Genomic DNA, 25,164 nt, shown 5'->3' with positions numbered 1-25,164 from the left:
ATTAGCCTTTACTAAGTTCCGGCTTGTTCAATTTCACCTACCACCCATTCAAAGGTTTCTAATAATGTATTAAGTGCCTCTTCTTCTTCCAAGGTGGACAAGGGTAAAGAAGGCAATCTTCTCTCGTGGTAGTCAGCCGGAAGTGATAGACCAATGGAACTTAAACGAGTTCTTAACTCTTGCCATTTTTCTTGATAATTAAAAGGGCGTTGGGCCGCATAAACGCTTGAAGAAATCTCTAATTGACCAGAAATATCAAGTGTGAATAATTCCGACCCAGATTTTTGTTTAACTTTTGCTGCAAACCCTCCGTAGGTGTCACCGGTTCCCCACTGTACGGATAAAAGCGGTTCTTGACTTCTGACCCAAGCGTGAATTTTTCTGGCAATTTTAGCTTCTTCTCTGCCTTGTCGCACTGCGAATTCTTCAAAAAATGATTGTTCATCCCAACGCCGACGCTCACGGGTGGCGCTGGATTTTTTTTGCTGTGCTTCCGCAGTTTGGCCAATAACTCTCGGCACCAATGTTTTTAAACCGTCTTCGCTTACATATTGCTTAATTTCAACGGCTAAAACTTCGGTTGGGTCCATTTGTTCATTCAAAAATTCTACGACTCGCTGCATTTCTGCCGGAATTTGATCGGCGATAAATACTAAGCGAACTTTCCCGGCTTGCAAGTTGGTTTTGACTTTTTGCCAAAATTCCTCCTCGTCTGCATCGGGCCCTAAAAATTTCTCGAAAACTTGTTCTGGATCGCGTCCTTGTTCTCGACAGTTGGCTTCAAATTGCACGACTATTGATTCCACCGGCCAGTAAATCACCGCATTGGCGGCGTAGTCCAGCATTTGCCCGATGATTTCTCGACGAATTCTAGCATCACTGCTGCGTTTTACTTCTACCAGGGTTGGAATTGCATCTTGGTCAAGAAATAATCGATCCTGCGACCACCGGCCATTACCTTCTTCTTCTAAAGGAATTGCCATATCTCGGACTATTACCAACCAGCGCCGGGGAGTCGCTCGATCTATTTTCCCGGCCATCAAGTCGGGATATTTTTCTAAAAGTTCTTGCAGTCTGTCTTCTGAGTCATAGGCTTGTTCTTTCATTTCTACAAGCCGGTCATCATCTTGAATGAGATAAATACCTCCACCCATTGAAATCTCCCTATTTTTGCTGATTGGGGCCAATGCACCCTATTTTTTTCTATATTTTTTCAGTTTTTCCCAAAATCTCTATCTCTTGCTTGATAGATTGATTTTTGGCGATTTTTCTTGTCTTGTTACCGGCAGTTAAATTATTGTTAAGCTTGTTTCTCTCCTTTTTTTTTTCCTTGATTGCTGTTGTTTTATGATTTCCCAAGTTTTTTTGTTTCCTTTTAATCTTATCAGATTTTTTTGAATTCGGGAGGCTTTTTTAAAGATATTTTCATTTTTGAGTGAGCAATTTTTTTCAGAAATTTTGTTTTAGTCAATTTTTTTGCTTCATCAGCCATGATATCTTAAAATATAGCCTAGTCAATCCAAAGTTACATCACACTGATGAGCTTTGTTAAAACTATAGCCTTGAGCAAAAAGCGGCAAATTACCAGAGGCAATTCAACGATTTTTAACCTTCACCCCACCACCCTAAAAAATGGTGTTGGTGTTAGCCGGTAAAAAAAGAACAAAGCCAGCGTCAACTGGGGACTTTATTCTTTTTCTTTTGAGAGCCTATCATTTGTCAAGGGTAGAAAAGCCTCTTGACAAATGACACCAAATAGTAGTTACTCAAAAAGTTAGTCGGATGACCAATAACCCTTTCGACAACCTGACTAACCAATGACTTTTGAGTAAGTAACTTTTGATAAATTAAAAACAACCACTAAACACCCGAATTGCCGGCCCTGTCATGTAGATCCGGTTATTGGTTGCCCTCCATTCAATTTGCAGACAACCGCCGGGGAGTTCTACCGTAGCACTGCGGTCGCACCGGCCGGTCAAAACCGCTGCAACCAAAGAAGCACAAGCACCCGTCCCACAGGCAAGCGTAACACCGGCCCCCCGTTCCCACACCCGCATTTTCACGGAATCTCGCGCTACAACCTGTATAAATTCAGTATTTGTACGCTTGGGAAAAACGCCATGATGTTCAAACACAGGCCCAATTTTTTCTAAATCAATTGTGGCGACATCCTCGACAAAAGTAACACAGTGAGGATTACCCATACTTACACAAGTAACCTCCCAATTTTGTCCAGCCACTTCCAGCGTTTCCTGAATTACCTTTTCACCGGCACCCCGCAAAGTCGTCGGTATTTCTTCAGCAAGCAAACGCGGTTCCCCCATATCCACCGTCACTTGACCATCCGAGCGTAACTGCGGCATAATTACGCCGGCACCCGTATCAATACGGTATTCTTTTTCGCCATTTACCCCTTCCAAGTCAGCCAGAAACTTCGCCAAACAGCGGATACCATTGCCGCACATTTCAGGCTCAGAGCCATCCGAGTTAAAAATCCGCATTGTATAATCAGTGTTGGCACTTCCAGGCAGAGCAAAAATCACCCCATCGGCGCCAATACCAAAATGCCGGTCGCATAATTCCACAGCCTGATGAGGGCTCAGCAGAGGAGAGGAAGAAGCCCGATTATCAATCAAAATAAAGTCATTCCCCAAACCGTGATACTTTGTAAAATCTATACCCATTAGTCAGCTTTCTCCTTGAGCGTAATTTGTTCTCATGTCAAAAGTCATTTGTCAAAAGTCATTTGTGAGAGGCTCAAAAACACTCTTACAAAAGACAGTCGTACAAAAGCATTTTGATTTTTTGGACGATCCATGCCTCTTTTTAAGGTACAACCGAAGGAGAGTTTCGAGCAAACTCTGCACGGACTTCTGGTAAAAAAAAATTGCAAATTTTCGCAAAAACGACTTAATTATGGCTACCTTTAACACCAACCTGCCCAGCGTTCGCATTGTTCAGAACTTTATTAAAGACAAACAGGTGATGGAAATCAAACTTATCACCGGCGATGTGATCACAGGCGAAGCAAGATGGCAAGACGATGATTGTATAGCAGTTGTCGAGAGCAACAACCAGCAAATCATACTCTGGCGCAATGCCATCGCCTATCTCAAAGCCAAAAGTTAAAGTTTGTCAATGGTCATTTGTCCTTAGTCCTTGGTCATTTGTCGTTAGTGCTTTGAGATAATGTCATTAGTCCTTAGTCCTTGGTCATTTGTCCTTAGCCCTTTGAGATAATGACCATTGACAAATGACCAAAAATTAATCGCCTCGCAATACCTGATCCACCGGCAAATACTCTTTCAAGGTGTCGCTAACCGATGCCTTAATAGTCGGTAAAGGCATCCTTAGCAAATTAGAGGCCGGCTGGATTAATTCCCCCACCAAATTCAGACCGTGATACCCACCACAAAGCAGAATTCTGTCGCCGGGTTGAAAACTCAGATCACCGTGTGGAAAGCGAATAAACTTGCCTTCTCGACGAATGGCGTGGACTTGTACCCCAAATTGCCGGCCCATATCGACCTCAGAGAGGGTTTTCCCTACCACCAGACTGTCGGAAGGCACCATTAACCACTGACAAGATGTACTTTCTTTTGGTACTGCTACTTCGCCTTTAGCCAATTGGTCAAAAGCAGCAATTTCCTCTGGTTCGCCTACAACTAAAAGCCGGTCATCTACTTGTAACCTAGTGTGTAAGTCGGGATAATCAATTTCCTCGCCAGACGAACGACGAATTGCCATTAAACTAACTCCAGAAAGCCGGCGTAAATCGGTTTCTTCTAAAGTCATCCCTACTAAAGGAGAAGCAGCCGGCAAAGGATACCATTTGCTATTGAGATCCAAAGCCGCAACTTGCAACTCTCTTGAAACTTGTTTTGCCGGTTTTTCGGGTCGAAAATCCAGATAATGACTGTTACGAATTTCGGCGACTTCTCGCTGAATGGCAGCTATTGGTAGGCCCATACCCGCCAGCAAATGAGCGGAAAGTTCCAAACTTGCCTCAAATTCTGGTTGTACTACTTCTTTTGCTCCAAGTTGGTAAAGTAACTCAATTTCTTTATTTTGTTGTGCTCTCACCACTACATCTAATTCTGGGGCTAATTCTAAGGCGCGTTTGAGACACAACCGGCTACTCATGGGATCGGGTAATGCTATTGCCATTCCCCGCGCTTTATCGGTGCCGGCGGCTTCTAAAACATGAAGAGATGCGGCATTTCCATAGACATAAGGAATGCCGGCTTCGCGGACTTTTTGAATTCTTCTTTCTGACTGGTCAATTACGACTACCGGCAAACCGTGTTCTTGTACTAGGCGGACGATATTTTTGCCAACTCTTCCATAACCAACGACTACTACATGATTTTGGGCCGGTGCATCTTCGGAAACTTCTACTTTGACATCGGCTTTGTCAATATAAGATTTCAGCCAAGGTAATTCTAGTAATTGGGGTACGATTCCCAGCAACAAAGGTGTTAATACTAATGTTACGGCTGTTGTGCCTAAAATCAAGAGGTAAACTTGCCGAGAAACCAATCCCATCGCTTGGCCGGCGGATGCCAAAACAAAGGAAAATTCCCCAATTTGCGCTAAACCTAAACCAGCAATAATGGCGGTTTTTAAGGAGTAACGAAAGGCCCGGACAATGGGGGTGATAATTAAAAACTTGCCAATGAAAACTAGGGCAACTAATCCCAAAATTAACTCGATATTTTTCCAGAGGAATAAGGGATCAATTAACATTCCTACCGAGACGAAAAAGAGGGCGGCAAAGATATCGCGGATTGGTTCTACATAAGTTAAAGTTTGGTCAGCATACTCGACTTCGGAAATCATTAAACCGGCCACAAAAGCGCCCATTTCAATTGAAAAACCAAGTTTATTTGTGAGTAAGGCAATGCCCAAACATAAGGCAACAACGCCAAGCAAAAATAACTCTTTGCTTTCGGTTTTGGCGAGGAATCGTAGCAAACCAGGCACAACCCAGATGCCGGCACCAACGGCACCGAGGGCAAATAAACTAATTCGCAATAGGGCATAGGCAATTGCGATGCCAATTGCTTCTGGGGGTTGGTCGAGGGCCGGTAAGACGGCCAACATTAGGCCCAAAGCTAAATCTTGCACCACCAAAATCCCCAGCATGACTTGTCCGTGAGGTGTGGAGGTTTCGTTTCGTTCCATCAGGCATTTGAGGACAACAGCGGTCGATGAAAGCGACAGGATTGCCCCTAAAAATACGCCTTGGGCGGGGGATTGGACGGCACCCATGAGGAGAGATACAACGGTGGTGACGGCGATGGTGAGGGCAATTTGGAGGCCGCCGCCGCCTAAGCTGATGCCTTGGACTTTTTTGAGTTCGGCAAAGGAAAATTCGACGCCGAGGGCAAAGAGTAAAAAGGCTACGCCAAATTGGGCCAGGGTTTCTACTTGGATCAGTTCTTTGATTAAACCTAGGCCGGTTGGCCCAACGAGTACGCCGCCGACTAAGTAACCCAGGATGGGGGGTTGTTTTAACAGGGAGGCTAATATCCCGCCACCGGCAGCAGCGGCGAGGACGGTTACTAAATCAACGATGAGGCGAAAGTCTTCTTGCACTGGCTTTTATGAGAAAGAATATTACTGTCTGTAAACTTCTAGGATAAAAATTTTTTGGAATTCTGGGGAGGCTTTGGGAAATTTGGGATTTGAAAATGGCTAGGGGGCTATAGGCTTGGGGAATATCCGGCTTTGGGGGATTGAGGGGGGAAAGATGCTTTGGTTGTGTTGATTTGGGTTTTGGGGAGGTTGTGGCTGGCTGTTGTTTGAGTTTGTGGCTGGAACTGGGAGCGCCGAAGGCGACGCAACCGGGCCTCGCTTCATGTACGCTTGTTTAGGATAAGTTTTTGAGGCGAGAGTTGATTGGCTGATTTTTGTTCTCTATGATTGGCCCTTGTTAGTTAGGCTAATTGTTAAAGAGCGTTTCAGTGTTGTTTATAGCCGCAATTGGCTTTTGGAAATAGGTAATAGCAATTTTTGGAATTGATAGGTATGACTGAACAAACTCTATCTTTGAAGGCTGGCAATTGTTGTCACACAGACAAACTGAACCAAAAAGGTGTTTTGCCGACGGTTGGTTTTTTGGGGGGTTTGGTGGCTTTTGGGTCTGTTTGGGCGATGCCGGTGAATGCGCTACAGGTTCAGATCAAACCGACTAATGCTCAAGTTGGTGATACGCTGTCGGTAATGATTCAGATGGATAACGCTTCATCAGAGCCGCCGCAAGTTTCTCTCAAGGGGAAAAGTTACCCGGTTTATCCTGTTGGTCAAAATCGGTTTCGGGCTTTGCTTCCTTCTACTCCGCTTGATAAGCCTGGTTCTTGGCAAGTTCAGGTGTCGGGGGATGGTGAAAAGCGGTCTTTGGCTGTTTCGATGCGGGGACGGAATTTTCCTACGCAGTCGATCTGGTTACCACCGGGCCAAGATGGCAATGTGAGTGATTATGAGTTTGATTTGGTGGATGCGTTTAAGAAGTTGCAAACTCCGCAAAAGTTCTGGAATGGGCCGTTTTTGAGGCCAAATGCAGGGGAAGTAACGACAATTTACGGGGTGCGGCGTTACTATAATGGGGAGTTTGCAGAGGATTATTTTCATCGCGGGGTGGACTATGCCGGCCCTTCTGGGTCGCCGGTAATTGCGCCGGCTGCTGGGAGAGTGGGTTTAATTGGCCGCGAATCTCAAGGGTTTAAGGTTCATGGCAATATCATCGGGATTGATCATGGTCAAGGGGTGACGAGTGTTTTTTTACATTTAAGCCGCATTGATGTCAAAGAAGGTGATATGGTCAAGGCCGGCCAAGTGATCGGTACTTTGGGTTCGACGGGCGCTTCTACCGGCCCTCATTTACATTGGGGTTTATATGTTCACGGGTTGTCTGTTGATCCGGTTCCCTGGCGTACTCAGGGATTTGATTAAATTTTTGTTGGCGAATTGGGATTGTTAAATCTACATTTAAGGCAAGATTATTGCTAGGATTGCCGTTCTAAAATAATGCCGGGGAGCGTACAAGGTTTATGAGTATTGAGAGAATTGTTGAACAAGCACTGCAAGATGGTTATCTGACTCCGGCAATGGAGGCGGAGGTTGGTCGCATTTGCAATACGGCGTCTGAGTTGTCCATTGAAGAGTATATGGCTCTTGACCGGCTCATGGGGGCGCTTTTGACGGGTGAGGTGGTGGTTTTACCTCGCAAGCAGTTTATTAATGTGATGGAAGAGTTGGTGCTTTCTGAGGCGATAGCGCGGGTGGCGGAAATTGAGGCGACGAGTGATCGAACGCTTGATGTGGGTGATATTGCGGCTTATGCGCTGAACCGGCTTCCTCCTCTCTACGCTACGACTGAGGAGGGGGCTAATTTTCAGCGTTCTAGGGCTAAAGAGCAGCTTCAGGAGTTGATTGCTCAGCAGGTGAATGAGGCGATTTCTCGTAATATCGATCAACCTGACTTTTTCCCAGAACGCCAAGTTTTGGGCAAGTCTTCGGGAAATGAGGTGCTTTCTCAGGTGAGTCAGTTACTCGAAACTTATGCTCAAAATTTTGAACCCAAACCTAGACGATAATTACCGATTGTAAGCCGATTTATTAATTTTAGGTTTAGGCAAAAAACCCTGTTTCTTAAAGTAGCTGAGAAACCGGGTTTTTTATATTTAATTTGCATTGAATATAAAGGAAAAATGAGGTTTAATACCAAATCTATAAAACTACTTGTAAGGGCAATCCCCCCCTGCGTAAGTCTTGTTATATAAACCCTAGAAGGATAGTAAAAAGTGCCACGCATCTTTGATAACATCGACCTTTCCCTACTACCCACACTCCGAGACACACTCGAAGTTTCCTACCGGGCAGATTTTTGTGTTGGTTACTTTAACCTTAGAGGTTGGCAAAAAATTGATGATTTGATTGAGCAGTATATCGGAAATGAGGGCGCTTGCTGTCGTTTGCTTGTGGGGATGCAAAGTCTGCCTAGAGATGAAGTTCACGCCGCTTTTAGCCTTGGGAGTAAAGATTTTCGTATTGATAATAGCGCCATTCTACGATTCAAAAAACGAATAGCAGCAGAATTCCGCCAACAATTAATTATCGGTGCACCTACGAATCAAGATGAAGCTGCATTGAGACGTTTAAGTGCTCAACTGAAAACAAAAAAATTAATTATCAAATTATTTTTACGTCACCCCCTGCACGCCAAATTATACCTCGTTCATCGCAATGACCCCAACACGCCCACAGTAGGATTTTTGGGCAGCAGCAACTTAACTTTACCAGGCTTAGATAAACAAGGGGAATTGAACATTGATGTTTTAGACCATGATGCTTGTAATAAATTGCAAAAATGGTTTAATGATCGTTGGCAAGAATACGGTTGTATAGATATTTCCAAAGAACTAGCAGAAATCATTGATGAAAGTTGGGCGAGAGAAGAACTTATACCCCCCTATCACATCTATTTAAAAATTGCTTATCACCTGTCCCATGAGGCTATTGCCGGCCTTTCTGAATTTCGCATACCTCGTGAATTTAATAATTTATTTGAATTCCAAAAAGCAGCAGTACAATTAGCTGCTCGTCATGTTACCAGACGCGGCGGCGTGTTGGTAGGGGATGTTGTGGGGCTAGGAAAAACCTTAGTAGGAACTGCCCTTGCCAAAATTTTACAGGAAGATTGTTTATTGGAAACGTTAATTATCTGCCCTAAAAACCTAACTAAAATGTGGCAAGAATATGTAGATAATTATCGGCTTTATGCGAAGGTTTTACCCATTAGTAAAGTTCAAACACAGTTACCAGAATTACGCCGATATCGCCTTGTTTTAATTGATGAAAGTCATAATTTACGAAATAGAGAAGGCAAAAGATATCGAGCTATTCAAGAATATATCGCTACCAACGAAAGTAAATGTATTTTGTTATCGGCCACTCCTTATAATAAAACTTATTTAGACCTTTCTTCTCAACTGCGTTTATTCGTCACAGAAGACGAAGATTTAGGATTTAGACCCGAAGCTTTAATTAGTGAATTGGGTGGGGGATCTAATGGAGAATTGGAGTTTATCAGACGGCATCAATGTTCTGTACGGTCTTTAGCTGCTTTTGAAAAAAGCGAACATCCCGATGACTGGCGGGAATTGATGAAGCGTTACATGGTGAGGAGAACTCGCAGTTTTATTAAAGATAATTATGCTGAAACTGACCAAACAAATCGGAAGTATTTACAATTTCCTGATGGGGGTCGTTCTTATTTTCCCGACCGGCTACCTCGGACAGTTAAATTTAATTTGGAAAGTTCTAGTACAGACCCTTACGCACATCTTTATTCTCAATCCGTAGTAGAAGTTATTAATGCTCTGAGTCTACCGCGTTATGGGTTAGGAAATTATATTCTTTCTAAACACAAACAATCTCTCACGGAAGCGGAACAACGCCAGTTAAATTTGCTTTCTCGTGCCGGTAAAAGGTTAATGGGATTCTCTCGTACAAACTTATTCAAACGTTTAGAAAGTAGCGGTATTGCTTTTATTCAATCGCTTGAACGCCACATTTTACGAAATTTTATCTATTTATACGCCATTGAAAAAAAACTGGATATTCCCATTGGCACTCAGGAGGCGGATTTATTAGATACACGCAATAATGATGAGGATAGCGATTCTGTAGCTGCGACCTTATTTGATGCTGAAACAGAAGAATCAGAGGAGGTAACTCTCGATTTAGAAGAGCAATTATTACAAACAGAAAAGAGTTTTCGCAAACAAGCTGAGTTAGTTTACCAAGAGTATGAAAGCCGATATCAACGGCGCTTTAAATGGCTACGTTCTACACTTTTTGATACAAAAAAACTAAAACAAGATTTGTTAGCAGATGCCCAATCACTCATTAATATCCTGCAAAACTGTGGGGAGTGGAATACTCAGAAAGATGAAAAATTAGCAGCTTTAGTTCAACTACTAACCGAAACTCACCCAAATGATAAGGTACTGATTTTTAGCCAGTTTGCTGATACAGTCCGCTACCTGGCTGATAACTTAAAGGCAAGAAATATTGCCAAAGTAGCTGGGGTAACGGGTCAAGATAAAGACCCAACGGAACAGGCAGGAAAATTTAGTCCATTTAGTAATGGAAAAGGCGATAAAGTATCACCTGAAAAAGAACTGCGGGTTTTAATTGCTACTGATGTTTTGAGTGAAGGGCATAACTTACAAGACTGCGCTATTATTGTTAATTATGATCTACCTTGGGCAATTATTCGCTTAATTCAAAGAGCGGGAAGGGTTGATCGGATAGGACAAAAAGCAGAAAAAATTCTTTGTTATTCTTTCTTACCGGCTGAGGGAGTAGAACGCATTATTAATTTGCGGGTAAGACTCCGCCAAAGATTGCTAGAAAATGCCGAAGTGGTGGGAACTGATGAAATATTTTTTGAAGATGATTCTTCCCAAGTAATTCTTGACCTTTATAATGAGAAAAGTGGGGTTTTAGATGGGGAAGAAGATACAGAAGTAGATTTAACTTCCGAAGCTTTTCAAATCTGGAAAAATGCTACTGATGATAATCCGGCTTTGAAAAAAATTATCGAAGAAATGCCGAGTGTAGTTTATTCTACCCGTGCCCATATTCCGCAGCCGGTGCAGCCAGAAGGGGTACTGCTTTATATGAAAACCACTGAAGGAAACGATTCGTTAATTTGGGTTGATCGCAATGGTAATAGTGTTACGCAATCTCAATTAGCTATTCTGCGGACGGCGGCTTGTGAAGAATCTACTCCGGCGATTCCTAGAGATGAACAGCACCACGAATTAGTTAAAAAGGGCGCCGAGTTGATAGCAGAAGATGAGAAAAATGCCGGCGGTCAGTTGGGCCGGCCTTCTGGGGCAAGATTCCGCACTTATGAGCGACTCAAGAGTTATACTCAAGAAATGAAGGGAACTCTCTTTGTAACAGAAGAACTGCTAAAGGCGATTGATGAAATTTACCGTTATCCCTTAAGACAATCGGCAATTGATACATTAAATCGTCAATTGAGAAGCGGTATTAGTAATCAACAGTTGGCAGAATTAGTAGTAGCTTTACGAATGGATAACCGCTTGTGTATTGTTAGTGAAGAAGCAGAAAAACGAGAACCTCAAATTATTTGCTCTTTAGGATTATTTCAGGAAAAAATATGATAATTAAAGTGTCTGAAAAAGTTTCATTACAAGATTTTTTGCAATTGCCAGAAACTAAACCTGCTAGAGAGTACATCAACGGAGAAATTTATCAAAAACCTATGCCACAGGGAGAACACAGTATAATTCAAACTGATTTAGCAACTGCTATAAATCAAATTGGAAGACCTCAAAAGTTAGCTTGTGCTTTTACAGAATTGCGTTGTTCTTTTGGCGATGGTTCGGTTGTTCCAGACATTACGGTTTTTGAATGGTCGCGCATTCCTCGTTTAGCTAACGGTAGAATTGCTAATCGCTTTGAAATTGCCCCAGATTGGACAATTGAAATACTTTCTCCCGAACAATCTGCTAGTCGGGTGATTAAGAAAATTACTTTTTGTTTAAATAATGGTACAAAACTAGGTTGGTTTGTCGATCCTGATGATGAATCCGTGACAATTTTTGAACCTAATCGCACTCCTTCGGTAAAATCAGATGAGGAAATTTTAACTGTTTTAGAGGTGTTAGGTGATTGGCACTTTTCGGTTAATAAATTATTTGAGTGTTTGTATTTAACTTAATCATAGGTATCGCATAATGATGTCATCAATTACTCAATTACAGATGTCTTTAGCAGAGTTTTTGCAATTGCCGGAAACCAAACCTGCCTCTGAGTACATTGCCGGCCAAATTTACCAAAAACCAATGCCCCAAGGAAAACACAGCATTCTGCAAACTCGCTTAGTAACTGCTATTAATCAAGTTGGCGAACCGCAGCAATTAATTTATGCGCTTACAGAATTACGATGCACATTTGCAGGGCGTTCTCTTGTTCCAGATATTGCAGTATTCGAGTGGTCGCGCATTCCTGTAGATGAAGATGGAGAAATTTCTAACAAAGTGGAAATTGCCCCTGATTGGATAATTGAAATTCTTTCCCCCGAACAGTCTCCTAACCGCGTGATTAACAAGATTATTTTCTCTCTTAAACATGGGACAAAGTTAGGTTGGTTTATTGACCCAGATGATAAATCTGTGATGGTTTTTTTACCCAATCAATTACCAGAAGTTAAATATGATGCAGATATTTTACCGGTTCTCAGAGTAACACAAAATTGGCAATTTTCAGCAGCGGATGTTTTAAAGCTGCTAAAATTTAAGTAAAGCTTCTCGATCAAACTTTTCTTGTCGTTTCTTCTAATCTCCTCTCAGCAAACCTAGTTAATTATAAGTAAAATCTTATGGCTCTCGATTTCCACCCTACCCGCGACCTTCTCCATGAATTTAAGTTTGGCGATATTTTCATAGAACTATTAGGTTGGTCTTTCCCGCCTACGGATAAGCTTGTAGCGATACAAGTTGAGGCTGAGACTTACTACCGCCAAATGATAGCGGAATTATCGGGGGTGGTTGTTTTTGAAATTACTGCGGAAAATGGTCAAATTCCTAATGCAAAAACAAGGGCGGCTATTCATAAAGAAATTTCGGAATTAGCTTTAGAAAATTTGTTAATTTTTCTGGATAAAGAACGCACTCAGAGTTTCTGGTATTGGGTAAAACGGGATGGAACTAAGCGCTATCCCCGCGAGCATTTATATGTCAAAGGACAACCAGGAGATTTATTTTTAGGTAAATTAGCTTCTTTAGTTGTTGATTTATCGGAATTAGAAGACGGACTACTTCCTGTTGTGGAAGTCGCCCGACGTTTACAGGCTGGGCTTGATGTTGAGCGCATTACTAAGAATTTCTTTAAGGAATTTCAAAGTCAACTTGAGGCATTTATTCCACTGATTCAGGGAATTAATAAAGAAGCTGATAAACGTTGGTATGCTTCGGTAATTTTTAACCGATTAATGTTTATTTACTTCCTGCAATACAAAGGATTTTTAGATAATGGCAACCATCGGTATCTTCAACATAAGCTAGAGGAAAGTCAGGAAAAAGGCACTGATTGTTATTATCAGGAATTTCTGCAAACGCTTTTCTTTGAAGGTTTTGCTCAACCTGAATCACAACGAAAGCCCGAAATACAAGCTTTAATTGGAAATATTAAATATCTCAATGGCGGCTTGTTTTTAAAGCACAAAATTGAGCAAACTTATGATAATATTGTTATTCCTGACAGGGCTTTTGAGAGTATTTTAACATTATTTGGTCGCTATTCTTGGCAGTTAGATGATACGCCGGGGGGTCAAGATGATGAAATTAATCCGGGGGTTTTGGGTTATATTTTTGAAAAGTATATTAACCAAAAAGCTTTTGGTGCTTACTATACCCGTCCTGAGATTACAGAATATTTGTGTGATCGGACTATCAATGCCTTAATTCTTGAGCGCATTAATGCTGCTGTCAAACCACGTCAGTTTGAAAGTATCAGTGAATTACTTATAAAATTGGATGCTAATATTTGTCATCGGTTAATTTTTGAAATTCTACCAAAGATATCTTTATTAGATCCAGCCTGCGGTTCTGGTGCGTTTTTAGTTGCTGCTTTGAAGACGCTGATTAATATTTATTCGGCTGTAATTGGCAGAATTGAGTTTCTCAATAATCGTGAATTAAAGGATTGGTTACAAAAGGAAAGAAATTCTCATCCTGACCTGGGTTATTTTATTAAAAAACGGATTATTACGGATAATCTCTATGGTGTAGATATCATGGAGGAGGCGACAGAAATTGCTAAACTCCGGCTTTTTTTGGCTTTGGTTTCTTCGGCTCAAAAAGTTGATGATTTGGAACCTTTGCCTAATGTTGATTTTAATATTATGGCCGGTAATTCACTGATTGGTTTAATTCGGGTGGATGAAAATAGTTTTGATAGTGTAGGCAATTCTGAGGGTGTACAGGGCAATTTATTACAAGCTTTGGCTGCACAGAACTATCAAGCTATTTTAGCAGACAAGAATAAAAGTATTGAGTTGTATAAAAAACACGCTTTTTTGCCAGGAGAACATCAGGAATTAAGCCAGGAAGTACGTTTGTTACAGTTGCGGAATCATATTGAAAAATTAAATCAGGAATCGCAGGAAAAGTTAAATCTTTTATTGTTTGATGAGTTTGGCAAGTTAGGGATTAAATATGAACAAGCACAGTTAACTGGGAAAGCTAAAAAACGCTTGTTAACTGTTGCAGATATTGCGGCGTTAGAGCCTTTTCACTGGGGTTATCATTTTGATGAAATAATTGGGCAACGTGGGGGTTTTGATGCAATTATTACAAATCCTCCTTGGGAAACTTTTCAGCCTGATGCTAAAGAGTTTTTTGCTAAATATAGCGACATAGTTTCAAAAAAGAAGATGGACATAAAAGACTTTGAAGCTGAGCTAAAGCGTTTAGTTTCTGACGAGGAAATAAGAAATGCTTGGCTGAAATATCAAAGTGATTTTTACCATAAGCGGGAATTTTTTAGATTTGCTAGCCAGTACAAAAACCAAGTTCCAATTATAAATGGTAAACGTCATGGTAAGGATGTTAACCTTTACAAACTCTTTTTAGAACAATGCTTTAATCTTTTACGCGCTGGAGGAGAGTGTGGAATCGTTATACCCAGTGGTATATACAGCGATCTAGGTGCAAAAAAACTACGGGAAATGCTATTTAACGAAACTCAAGTTACTGGATTATTTGGTTTTGAGAACCGTAAGTTAATTTTTGAAGGGGTTCATCGTAGCTTTAAATTTGTTGTAACCACCTTTAAAAAAGGCGGCACAACAAAAGAATTTCCAGTAGCGTTTATGCGTCAAGATGTACATGATATTGAACGGTTTCCCAGCCCAGATAGTTTATCAATTAGTGTCGAATTAATAAGAAGGCTTTCCCCTGATTCAATTTCAGTGATGGAGTTTAAAAATGAAATAGATTTCCATATTGCTGAGAGGATGGCTAAATTACCGTTATTAGGCAAAACAATTGAAGGTAAGTGGAACTTGGAATTACATCGGGAATTTAATATGACCGATGATGCTTTTCTTTTTCATAAACAACCAGCAGCAGGTATGTTACCTCTTTATGAAGGTAAAATGATTCATCAGTTTACTCATTTGTATGCTGAACCTAGATATTGGGTTGATGAAAAAGAGAGTAGGAAAGCATTATTGGGACGCAAAGGAATAGATGAAGGGCAAAAGCTAGATTACCAGAGTTACAGACTGGGATATAGGGATGTAGCAAGCAACACAAATGTTCGTACGATGATTGCGTGTATTATTCCACCTAATGTATTTGCTGGGAACACATTAGTTTTGGCACAACCATTTACAAACTCGGATGAATTACTATTTGCTGTTTCTGTCTTGAATAGTTTTGCCTGCGACTTTATAATCCGTCAAAAAGTAACAGCGCATTGTAATATGTTTTATGTTTACCAATTGCCTGTACCAAGACTAACAGTAGGCGACACTTATTTTAATGAAATAGTAGAACGTGCTGCAAAACTCATCTGTACTACCCCAGAATTTGACGAATTAGCCGAAGAAGTCGGCTTAGGTTCCCATCAAAACGGCGTAACAAATGAAACAGAACGCGCCAAACTCCGGGCAGAATTAGATGGCATGATTGCCAATATATACGGCTTAACAGAAGAAGAATTTGCCCACATTCTCACAACTTTTCCCATTGTTCCCGAACCCGTAAAACAGGCTGCATTGGAGGCTTATAAAACCTTTAAACCACTGTCGATTTAATTACCAAAAGTAATTGGTAAACATTTCTCAGAAAAAAGCAAGTTTCGATTAGGCAATTATGCAAACAAAACTTAGATAAATTAAAAATTTTCTAAATTTTTGCAAAAATAGCACCCACACCGGCTACAATAAAAGATTTGCAGAGAAAAATTGACGCTCGCACCCAAGGAGACCCCCATCATGGCCCGAATGTATTACGATGCCGATGCCAACTTAGACTTATTAGCAAACAAAACCGTCGCCATTATTGGCTATGGTTCCCAAGGGCACGCCCACGCCCTTAACCTCAAAGATAGCGGCGTCAATGTTGTTGTAGGGCTTTATCCTGGTAGTAAATCGGCTCAAAAAGCTGAAGCTGCCGGTTTGAAAGTTCATACAGTTGCAGAAGCAGCAGCGGCGGCTGATTTGATTATGATTCTGTTACCTGATGAAGTGCAGAAAACAGTTTACAAAAATGAAATTGAGCCGCATTTAACCGAAGGCAAAATATTAGCATTTGCTCACGGTTTTAACATTCACTTTGGGCAAGTTGTACCCCCCGCCAACGTAGATGTTATTATGGTGGCACCAAAAGGCCCAGGTCATTTAGTGCGCCGTACTTACGAACAAGGACAAGGCGTACCTTGTTTATTTGCCGTTTATCAAGACGCCACCGGCCAAGCACGCGACCGCGCAATGGCTTATGCTAAAGGCGTTGGCGGAACACGGGCGGGTATTTTAGAAACCAGTTTCCGCGAAGAAACCGAAACCGATTTGTTTGGCGAACAAGTGGTGCTTTGTGGCGGTTTAAGTGCCATGATCAAAGCCGGTTTTGAAACCTTAGTTGCAGCCGGTTATCAACCAGAATTAGCTTATTTTGAGTGCCTCCACGAAGTTAAATTGATTGTCGATCTTATTGTCGAAGGCGGTTTAGCAAAAATGCGTGATAGCATTTCCAACACCGCAGAATATGGTGATTTAACTCGTGGCCCGCGCATCGTAACTGATGAAACTCGCGCCGAAATGCGGAAAATTTTACAAGAAATTCAATCTGGTCAATTTGCCCGCGAATTTGTGTTAGAAAATCAGGCCGGTAAGCCCGGTTTTACAGCCATGCGTCGCCAAGAAGCTGAACACCCCATCGAAGAAGTGGGCAAAGATTTACGCGCCATGTTTAGCTGGTTAAAACAAGACTAAAAAGGGTAAGGTGGGCTGTTTTCACCGGCCCACCCATCCCTAACTTCTCATCCCCAATCACTGCGAAGCTGGCTGTCCTTTGTTCTCTTTATCAATGGCATCTTGCGTGCGTTTATTTTGGTCTTTTTTTGCCCACCTCGGCACCAAACCGGCCCCAAAATTTGTAATCGCTGTACGAGTCTGGTAGCTAGTGGTTTTCATTGGTTGGGGTAGGGGTGCAATTTGGTCGCCAAAGGCGATGTAAGCGGCCCCTAAGATAATCGCAGAGATAAAAATAAGATTTTTCATGGTGTTGGTAGAAAGCTGCTATTTAAGGCAATTCTGTTGCAGAAATGTTAGATGGCTGAATCATACCACAGCCTTTTTTATTTGCCTTATGAGATTTGATGAAACTTTGATGTATGTGTAAATTTTCGGCAACACCGGCCACTTTGGTCAAAAGTTTGGTAGTTTTTTTTCTGCTGTTGGGGTTGAGTTCTTGTTTGCAACAAACTCCGGTGGCCGTTTATTCGCCTGTTACTCCTCCTAAACCTGCTGTTAAACCAAATAGTAAATTCTTGCCGTTTTTTGACAACCAAAATAACGCCGTTCGCCTTAAATTTCCCCCCGGTACTTCTGTAGATGTGACTCCCCCACCGCCGGTTTTAAACGCCTTTGATCAAGCGGTTTTACAAAGTTGTGGAGTATTTGGCAGTAAAGTTTCACCCCAAAGTTTTCAAGCCTTATTGAGGCAATATCCGCAGGTTTTGCAACAGGTAAAAAAAGGGGCCGGTGGAGAAATTTTAAAAAACCGCAGTTCTGATGCAGAATTTGTAGAAGATTTAACGGCAATTTGGTTTAAACGAGACGGTTTTGAGCATATTTTTTGTGGCGAAATTGAACAAAATAATAATATTGGCGGCCTGCATTATGTGGGCCGGTATTTGCAATTACAAAATCAGGGAATAGCAGGCCGGTTGCCAAAAAATGAAAAAAGCGAGGAAGTTGTTCCGGGGGTAATTTATACAGTTGGAGTTGAAGCAAAAAAAGGTAATAATTTGTTTCGTAGTAGTCGCAAAGGTTATCCTTATGTTAGCGATGCAGCGGAACTTTTAGGGGCTATTACGGCAGCCTATAAAACTGCCAAAAGTTCAAATGCACAATGCCTTTATTTTGTAGAAGATCAAAATAGCGGCAAGTCTTATCAAGCGGTTTTCGTAATGAAAAATAACGCCATTGTGACGTTTTATCCTGATGCTACTCCTAATATGAAAGCTTGCAGTAAGTAAAGCTATGGTTTGCTGGCCAATGCTAAATTTTATCAAAACCGGCAGGACATTCAGGTTCATTTCCTTTCATTTGAGGAGGTTGTGGTGCAGCTTTTGAAGGTTGTTTACTTTCGCAAATTATAGTCTTTGTTATTTGTGGGTAGACTGGATATTCAAGGATGTACACGAAACCGATATAACTTTTTAAATTATTTATTTTAGGAATTGCCAGATTTTGAACAACAGTCGGACTGATAATTTTAATGCTGTAGGAATAATACTCAGTTTCGCTTGGGACAGATATCCTTAAATCATTATTGTTTAACGTAAAACACTTATTGTCCCTGAAATAAACTTGTTGGTTTATGTTCATTTCACGAATATCCCTACAGGCTTTTTTTTGGTGTTCTTGTACCTCTTCCTTTTCCAATTCTTTTTGCTTTAAGTACGGTAAATAAGGAGTGATTGTGTTTATAAAAAATGTCATTGTGTTTATAAAAAATGCCTGAATTTTTTGCCAATTAATTGGGGGTTGCGGACTGAGATTTTTAAAACCGGCAGGACAATGAGGTTCATTTCCTCTCATTCGAGGAGGACGTGGTGCCGTTTTTAAAGGTCGCCGGCTTTCGCAAAGCATAGACATTGATATATCTTCGCCGGCTTCATTTTTAGTGATGTACACCAAACCGGTATAACTTTTTAAATTATTTGTTTTAGCAATTGCTAGATTTTGAACAACAGTCGGACTGATAATTTTAATGCTGTAGGAATAATACTCATTTTCGTTGAATTGATTTCCTATTCCTAACTCGCTCAATTCTGAGGCAAAACCGTTATGTTCCAAGAACTTAGCTTGTTGTGCCAAGTTCATTGACCGAATATTAATAAACGCTTTTCTTTGGTATTCTTTCAAAGCTTCCCCTGCCAATCTTTTGGCTTTAAATATGTTACTTTGTAGCCGGCTCTAAATTTTCTTAAACATGGTTAAAATTTAGAGTCAGTATGCCGGCCAAACCCTACCAAAAAACGCTGCTAGGCTTTGTCTACCCTACCGTAAATTATTAAAACCGGCAGGACATTGAGGTTCATTTCCTTTCATTTGAGGAGGTGGTGGTGCAGCTTTTGAAGGTCGCCGGCTTTCGCATCTAACCTCCCCTATTACAGTTTCATTATTTTCTTTACTTTGAAATACATAAATTATCCCTGTATAACTTTTTAAGTTGTCTCTTTTCGGAACCCCTATATTTTGAATTAAAGTCGGACTGAGCGCCCTCATACTGTAGTAATAATTCTCGCTTTCAGGTTTGATCTCTAGGTCTAAATCGTTTAGTTTGGATGCGAAACGTTTATGATCAATAAAAGAATAGAGTTGTGCGCGGCTCATTAACGCAATATGATTTATAGCTTCTGTTTGACGAGCTTGGATAGTTTGGTAGTCCACATCTGCCTGGGTTAAATGTTGGGAAGTTAAGGGCATTTTGTTTGAAGAAACTTCCTTAACCCCTGGCCGATTATTTTGGGCTTGCAGCCGGTTGCAAGTTGCCACGATGCTTAACACACCGGCCCCACACACCATGAAAATTTTTACAAAACTTAAGTTAAATTTCATAAAGATTCTCTTGTTTCCACAAAGTTTTTTTTAAGATAGCACAAAAAAATTTTTTAGCGGTGGGTTCTAGTTAATTTATTCTACCCGCAGAACCCAGCCATAAACCCGCCCCTATCTATGCTAAAAATTAGGGTATTTAGTGTGAAAAGATGTAGCCTTTTCCAGTTGAGCAGCAACCGCAAGTAAAGTGCCTTCCGATGCCGGCTTTCCTACTAACTGAACACCCACCGGCACACCATTTTCATCAAAACCGGCCGGTACAGAAATAGCAGGCAAACCACTTACATTAAACGGCGGACAAGGCGCGATCCAATTAGTAATTTTTTGCAAAGTGTCTTCTGGTGATAAATGTGCCCATTCCCCAATTTTAATAGCAGGATGCAAATTCACCGGCAACACCAAAATATCAAAATTATCAAAAAATCCCACAATACCCCGCGAAATCATTTGCACTTGGGCGATAGCTTGTAAATAAGTCCCCGCACTGTTGCCGGTTTCTAATAACCAGCGGTTCATCGGTTCCAGCAGTTCCGGGGGAATATTAAATGTGGCAACCGCAGCTTGCCAAATTACTTTAAAAGGATCAATTAATCCATTAAAATCAGGACAGCTTTCTTGCAATTTATGGCCGTAATTTTCCAAAATTTTTCCAGTTTCTAAAACCGCTTTTCCACAAGTCGGATGCGCTTCTCCCAAAGGCGGCAACTTAGTTGTAAAAGCAATTCTTAAATCGCCTAATTTTTGCTGACTTGCACTTAAAAAAGATGTTTCTGGCGCCGGCAACCAATAAGGATCTCCTGTGAAATAACCACTCACCACATCCAAAAAAGCCGCCGCATCTTCAACCGTACGCGCTAAAACCCCATTCGTAGCAATGCCATTTAACCAGTCGCCAACGGGTGCCGAAGTGATGCGTCCGCGTGCCGGTTTGAGCCCCACCACTCCACAACAGCTTGCTGGGCCGCGAACAGACCCGCCGCCATCGGAACCTAGGGAAATGGCACAGAGGCCGGCTGCTAGGGCTGCTGCTGCGCCACCGCTCGAACCGCCTGGGGTGTAGTTGAGGTTCCAAGGGTTGCGGGTGGGGGCAAAGCCTGCCGGTTCGGTGTAGGGAAGGGTACCGAGTTGGGAGGTGGCTGTTTTGCCCAAAATGGTAAAGCCCGCTTGTTTAATTTTTGTCACAACGCCGCTGTCAAGGTTGGCCGGTTTGTCTCGCAGTGCAGGCACACCATAACTGCAAGGTAAATTATTGACAGGGTTGAGGTCTTTAATAGAAATAGGAACGCCAAAAAACGGCGGGAGTTCGCTAGAGTTTTTAATAAGTTTTTCGGTTTTGGCTTTGGCATCAGCGAGAGCCATCTCTGCCGCAATATGATAATAACTTGTCAGTTGCGGGTCAATTTTTTCTATGCGTTCAAGATAGAGTTTTGTCAGTTCTAAGGGAGAAATTTGTTTTGTGCGGATGAGTTCTGCTTGTTGAAGGGCGGGGCTAAAGGCGAGTTGTTCAGAATTCATATTATTTTGTTTAGCTTTACGGGTTGCTGAAAGTTGTTAGGTGTTGTGTTTTTCTATTTTTGTCTTATTTTTTCCTAAAAAGGGGTTGGGGATAGCCGGTTGTTAAAGTGTCCTTTTTTGAGGTGTAAAAAATAGGACAAACTCAAAAAAGCTGGTTTCTCCCGCCCATCATTGACAGATAGAAATTAGTTGTTTATAAATCGCATTTTTTTAGGTTCGGCGTGTAAGTCCACAAAAAAAATCAGTTGGAAGCAGAGAAACCGGGTTTCTTCGAGAAAACCGGTTTTTTTCTACCTATTTAACTAGAGATTTTGCTTTTAAACTTTGCTGCGATCTGTTAAAATTTCGTAGCCTTTTTCTGTTACCAAAACTGTATGCTCAAACTGTGCAGACAGCGATTTATCTTTGGTTACAGCCGTCCATCTGTCTGATAAAACGCGGGTAAAACGTGAACCGGCATTCAAAATAGGCTCAATGGCTAAAGTCATGCCGGCACGCAGTCTCACGTTAGGCAATTCATGGGTGCGGAAGTTAAAAACTGAAGGTTCCTCGTGCAAGTTTCTCCCCACACCATGACCGGTAAAATCTTCGACAACGGAAAAGTTATTTGCTTTAACATGATCTTCAATGGCACCGGCAATATCTAAGAGAAAATTGCCTGCTTTTACTTGTTCAATTCCTTTAAAAAGAGCTTCTTCGGCTACGCGGATTAATTTTGCGGCTTCCGGGGTGACTTCGCCAACAGCAATGGTGATGCAGGAGTCGCCGTGAAAACCATTCCAAACCGCGCCGGTGTCCACTTTTAAAACGTCGCCACTACGAATAACTTTTTTGCGGCTAGGGATGCCATGTACAACTTCGTTATTAATGCTAGAGCAAATAGAGGCGGGGAAGCCATGATAGCCTTTAAAGCTGGGGGTTGCACCCATCTCACGGATGCGTTTTTCTGCGTAAGCATCTAGGTCAGCCGTTGTCATTCCGGGCTGTACCATCTCGGAGATTTCTTTTAAGACGGTAGCGACAATTTTACCAGACTGTCGCATAATTTCGATTTCGCGTTCGGATTTAATTTCTATACCCCGGCGTGTTTTTTTGACAGTGGGTTCTTGAGTTTTTGGGGCGAGGAGGTTGGTGAGAATGTTCATTGTATGATTTGGTGTCAATTGAGTGAAGTTTACGCGGACTGAGTGAGCATCTGGATGCGGTTTGAGTGGTTGTCTGGGGGTAGGGAATATTGCAGCCATCTTTAATTAACTTAACAGATCGGTGTCCTGTGCTTTTGCCTGCGGCCTTGTGCCAATCTGCGGGCCGGCACAAGGGCGGGCCTTTCTTTTTGATTACCTCTGGCTGTAATGCTTATTAGGCAAGGATTTCAGGGAGTTTCGGCAAAAAGCAAAAATTTCTTTCTCAAACTACTTGCAATCTCCAGTACCCTGTGCTACAGTTTATAACTGTGGAAAGCGCGGGTCGATGCCCGAGTGGCTAATGGGGGTGGACTGTAAATCCACTGGCTACGCCTACGCTAGTTCGAATCTAGCTCGGCCCACTTTCCACTTTTTAATGCCTTTGTAGCTCAGTGGTAGAGCACACCCTTGGTAAGGGTGAGGTCACGAGTTCAATCCTCGTCAAAGGCTTTTAGCTATTAGCTTTGGATCATAACTTAACGTTTGCGAACCCCCGACAAGAAAAAAACCGACCGCAAACTTGGAAAGATAAGCCTATTTTTGTTTAATTTTCAAGATTAAAAGATTTTAATGACGGCAATCAAATAAAACACAAGATAACAGTAAAGAGTGAAAAACAAGGAAAATTTAACCCCAAATTCTCACCCTCCACTGCTATCTCATCAAAATCTACCAGCCTTTTTCAGCTTGGTTTAAAACATAGGTAGCCACATCCTCAATTTGAGCAGCGGTCAGACGGCCAGCAAAAGCCGGCATCGCATTTTTGCCCTTAGTAACTTGAGTAACAATAGACTCCAAAGAATTCATGTTGAACTTTTCCAAAGCATCCTTCTTAAGAGTTTTTTGGGCCATTACCACATTATTGCCACCGGCATGACAAGCCGCACAATTAGCACTAAACACCTTGGCACCAGCACCAGCATCACCAGCAAGGGCCGGAGAGCTAAAGAAAAAGGTCACAGCGGCCAAAGCCAACAAAACAACAGATAAAACTTTCTTCAAGGTAGTTCTCCTCATCTAAACACAGGAAGTTTTCGTCAAACTTCATTTTATCGGGCACAGTCTACACCCGACGCAAGCGGGTACAGAACGAAAGAACAAAAATGCCGGTTTTCTATTCAAACCGAGCCGTTGCCCATCCGCGAGCGACCTCAGCAGCCCTTAAAACAAAAGCCGCAAGATTCTCTGTCGTCTCTTGAGGCAACCAACTAGCCGGTACCTCACGGCATAAAACCGCCTCCTCAGTACCGTCATAAGTCATAGGATGGCGCATAAAAGCCACCAACCCCTCAAGAGTATCGCGGGGAGGAGTTGCCCCCTTTAGCTTACTCAAAGACAGAGAAACAATCGGATTGGGAAGCGTAGCACCGCCAACGTGACAGTTAATGCAGCTTGATTTAAACAAGCGCTTGCCTTCAGACAACTGCTCCGGCGTAAAGGTTTTGGTATCACCGGCAGCATTAAGCGGAACTTCCACCGGCTGACTTGCCTTAAGATACTGCAACACATAAGGATCGATCTTTGTTGCCGCAGTAGCCGGCATTGTTAGCGCCATCCAAATTAAACAAACAGCAAAAAAAGCTCGCCAGACGGTAATCGAAAAGAAACTACGCAGCATTAGTGACCCTTTGGTTGAAAAAAGTAAAAAGTAAAAAGTCAAGAGGTAGCAACAAAATTTTACCTTTTACTTTTTACTTATTATCGGCAAGACATTAGTTGTACACCTTGCCGCCGCCCCACATTTTGCCCAGAATATTAGGCTGAACAAGAATATGGCCCGCTATCGAATACAAATCATCTTCAGACAAATTTCTCATCTGAGGATAAAGATCCGCACTTTCGATACTGGGGTGGAACTCAGAAATATCCACAAACCCGTCATAGCTGGTGGGATTTTTCATATAATCCACCAACCCCTCAACATTATCTCGGCGGGGCAGCGCACCGGCCAGAGATTCTGGGCCTAAATTCACGTTCGGGTTCGTTCTGGTTTTGCCGCCGACATGGCATTGAGAACAAGCATTAATAAATAACCGCTTGCCTTTTTCCAAATCTTTCACCGACACCACAACCGTTTTCCCACTTTCATCAAGGGCAACGGTACGACTTGCTTGGTCTAGCTCAACCGCAAAGGCTTGGCTGACAAACATTTGAAACGTGAAGAATACAGTGGCTACAGCCAGCCAAATGTATCTTTTCAGCATGGTTTTCCTCAACAAATCCCCTTTAAGTGTGGACACTCAACACAGCTATGGCTAAAAGGTCTTATTTTGGAGTGCATCCCCCTTACGGCATAGATACAGACTTAGGCTATATTTCTTCACCCTCACTCGCCTGCCGAGAAACGCAGAATTTCAGCAATGATGGCTTTAGCATCTTCTAACGCCAGACGAGTTTGAGGGGTTTTGTAAGCAATGCCCAGCTTGTCGCACAGACGGCATACTTCCTCAAGCGGAAAATTATAGTCTTCTGCGATTTCAGCAATTGACAAGTCTGCAAATCCCATAACGGTGATGTTTTGCCCAAAAATTGAGACAGAAGCCGAGTTAATACCAATATCATCTCACCGAG

At 42.0% G+C, this 25,164-nt stretch carries 21 protein-coding genes and 2 tRNA genes; 11 read left to right on the top strand and 12 right to left on the bottom strand.

Features of this window, described 5'->3' with window-relative positions:
* Window positions 1–11: 11 nt before the first annotated feature.
* Together NG798_RS06230 and dapF are read right to left on the bottom strand one after the other, a co-directional pair.
* On the bottom strand, window positions 12–1,154 hold the full coding sequence (locus tag NG798_RS06230; RefSeq protein WP_261221129.1) for a hypothetical protein: 1,143 nt from the start codon (window positions 1,152–1,154) through the stop codon (window positions 12–14).
* Window positions 1,155–1,847: 693 nt separating this feature from the next.
* Entirely contained in the window at window positions 1,848–2,684 is an 837-nt protein-coding gene (dapF, locus tag NG798_RS06225; protein WP_261221127.1) for a diaminopimelate epimerase, read from the bottom strand.
* A 232-nt stretch (window positions 2,685–2,916) separates the two neighbouring features.
* Between dapF and NG798_RS06220 the strand changes: the two genes are divergently transcribed.
* A complete protein-coding gene (locus NG798_RS06220) occupies window positions 2,917–3,129 on the top strand; it encodes an RNA-binding protein hfq (RefSeq protein ID WP_261221125.1) in 213 nt (70 codons plus the stop codon).
* A gap of 135 nt (window positions 3,130–3,264) precedes the next feature.
* Here the strand turns inward: NG798_RS06220 and NG798_RS06215 are convergent, their stop codons facing one another.
* Window positions 3,265–5,598: a cation:proton antiporter gene (locus NG798_RS06215; RefSeq protein ID WP_261221123.1), complete on the bottom strand. Its 2,334-nt coding sequence runs from the start codon at window positions 5,596–5,598 to the stop codon at window positions 3,265–3,267.
* Window positions 5,599–6,030: 432 nt separating this feature from the next.
* On the opposite strand from NG798_RS06215, the gene NG798_RS06210 reads away from it, so the two are divergent.
* The 7 genes from NG798_RS06210 to ilvC all read left to right on the top strand — a co-directional run bounded on the left by NG798_RS06210 (window position 6,031) and on the right by ilvC (window position 17,038).
* Window positions 6,031–6,954: a M23 family metallopeptidase gene (locus NG798_RS06210; protein ID WP_261221121.1), complete on the top strand. Its 924-nt coding sequence runs from the start codon at window positions 6,031–6,033 to the stop codon at window positions 6,952–6,954.
* Between the two features lie 98 nt (window positions 6,955–7,052).
* Complete coding sequence (locus NG798_RS06205) at window positions 7,053–7,598, top strand: late competence development ComFB family protein (RefSeq protein ID WP_261221119.1); 546 nt, start codon at window positions 7,053–7,055, stop codon at window positions 7,596–7,598.
* Window positions 7,599–7,805: 207 nt separating this feature from the next.
* Entirely contained in the window at window positions 7,806–11,201 is a 3,396-nt protein-coding gene (locus NG798_RS27975; RefSeq protein ID WP_261221117.1) for a helicase-related protein, read from the top strand.
* A complete protein-coding gene (locus NG798_RS06195) occupies window positions 11,198–11,761 on the top strand; it encodes a Uma2 family endonuclease (RefSeq protein ID WP_261221116.1) in 564 nt (187 codons plus the stop codon). Before NG798_RS27975 ends, NG798_RS06195 begins: the two co-directional genes overlap by 4 nt.
* 16 nt (window positions 11,762–11,777) lie before the next feature.
* The gene (locus tag NG798_RS06190) at window positions 11,778–12,344 is read left to right on the top strand and encodes a Uma2 family endonuclease (protein ID WP_261221114.1); all 567 of its coding nucleotides are present in this window, start codon (window positions 11,778–11,780) and stop codon (window positions 12,342–12,344) included.
* Window positions 12,345–12,421: 77 nt separating this feature from the next.
* Entirely contained in the window at window positions 12,422–15,862 is a 3,441-nt protein-coding gene (locus NG798_RS06185; protein ID WP_261221113.1) for an Eco57I restriction-modification methylase domain-containing protein, read from the top strand.
* A 180-nt stretch (window positions 15,863–16,042) separates the two neighbouring features.
* Window positions 16,043–17,038 carry a ketol-acid reductoisomerase gene (gene ilvC, locus NG798_RS06180; protein WP_261221111.1) on the top strand — a complete coding sequence of 332 codons (996 nt, stop codon included), beginning with the start codon at window positions 16,043–16,045 and terminating at the stop codon, window positions 17,036–17,038.
* 57 nt (window positions 17,039–17,095) lie between these two features.
* On the opposite strand, the gene NG798_RS06175 is transcribed toward ilvC, so the two are convergent.
* On the bottom strand, window positions 17,096–17,326 hold the full coding sequence (locus NG798_RS06175; protein ID WP_261221109.1) for a hypothetical protein: 231 nt from the start codon (window positions 17,324–17,326) through the stop codon (window positions 17,096–17,098).
* A gap of 113 nt (window positions 17,327–17,439) precedes the next feature.
* Here NG798_RS06175 and NG798_RS06170 point away from each other — a divergent pair, with 113 nt between their 5' ends.
* Window positions 17,440–18,306 (top strand): EndoU domain-containing protein, encoded by an 867-nt coding sequence (locus NG798_RS06170; protein WP_261221107.1) that lies wholly within the window; start codon window positions 17,440–17,442, stop codon window positions 18,304–18,306.
* 22 nt (window positions 18,307–18,328) lie between these two features.
* Here NG798_RS06170 and NG798_RS06165 read toward each other — a convergent pair whose 3' ends face one another.
* The 4 genes from NG798_RS06165 to map form a co-directional block, all read right to left on the bottom strand.
* The gene (locus NG798_RS06165) at window positions 18,329–19,198 is read right to left on the bottom strand and encodes a type IV pilin-like G/H family protein (protein ID WP_261221106.1); all 870 of its coding nucleotides are present in this window, start codon (window positions 19,196–19,198) and stop codon (window positions 18,329–18,331) included.
* A gap of 135 nt (window positions 19,199–19,333) precedes the next feature.
* Complete coding sequence (locus tag NG798_RS06160) at window positions 19,334–19,894, bottom strand: type IV pilin-like G/H family protein (RefSeq protein ID WP_261221105.1); 561 nt, start codon at window positions 19,892–19,894, stop codon at window positions 19,334–19,336.
* A gap of 120 nt (window positions 19,895–20,014) precedes the next feature.
* A complete protein-coding gene (locus NG798_RS06155) occupies window positions 20,015–21,409 on the bottom strand; it encodes an amidase (RefSeq protein WP_261221104.1) in 1,395 nt (464 codons plus the stop codon).
* Between the two features lie 317 nt (window positions 21,410–21,726).
* Window positions 21,727–22,554, bottom strand: a complete 828-nt coding sequence (map, locus tag NG798_RS06150) for a type I methionyl aminopeptidase (RefSeq protein ID WP_261221542.1) — start codon at window positions 22,552–22,554, stop codon at window positions 21,727–21,729.
* Between the two features lie 319 nt (window positions 22,555–22,873).
* On the opposite strand from map, the gene NG798_RS06145 reads away from it, so the two are divergent.
* Window positions 22,874–22,955, top strand: a tRNA-Tyr gene (locus tag NG798_RS06145).
* A gap of 16 nt (window positions 22,956–22,971) precedes the next feature.
* Window positions 22,972–23,043, top strand: a tRNA-Thr gene (locus tag NG798_RS06140).
* 219 nt (window positions 23,044–23,262) lie between these two features.
* Here NG798_RS06140 and petJ read toward each other — a convergent pair.
* From petJ to NG798_RS06120, 4 genes are all read right to left on the bottom strand, one after another.
* A complete protein-coding gene (gene petJ, locus NG798_RS06135; protein WP_261221541.1) occupies window positions 23,263–23,595 on the bottom strand; it encodes a cytochrome c6 PetJ in 333 nt (110 codons plus the stop codon).
* 112 nt (window positions 23,596–23,707) lie between these two features.
* On the bottom strand, window positions 23,708–24,211 hold the full coding sequence (gene psbV2 / locus NG798_RS06130) for a photosystem II cytochrome PsbV2 (protein WP_261221102.1): 504 nt from the start codon (window positions 24,209–24,211) through the stop codon (window positions 23,708–23,710).
* 94 nt (window positions 24,212–24,305) lie between these two features.
* Complete coding sequence (psbV, locus tag NG798_RS06125; RefSeq protein WP_261221100.1) at window positions 24,306–24,797, bottom strand: photosystem II cytochrome c-550; 492 nt, start codon at window positions 24,795–24,797, stop codon at window positions 24,306–24,308.
* A gap of 122 nt (window positions 24,798–24,919) precedes the next feature.
* Entirely contained in the window at window positions 24,920–25,099 is a 180-nt protein-coding gene (locus tag NG798_RS06120; protein WP_261221098.1) for a translation initiation factor IF-2, read from the bottom strand.
* Between the last annotated feature and the right edge of the window lie 65 nt (window positions 25,100–25,164).

The sequence above is a fragment of the Ancylothrix sp. D3o genome, from assembly GCF_025370775.1.
Classification (GTDB): domain Bacteria; phylum Cyanobacteriota; class Cyanobacteriia; order Cyanobacteriales; family Oscillatoriaceae; genus Ancylothrix.
This window is presented reverse-complemented; position numbering and strand designations above follow the sequence as displayed.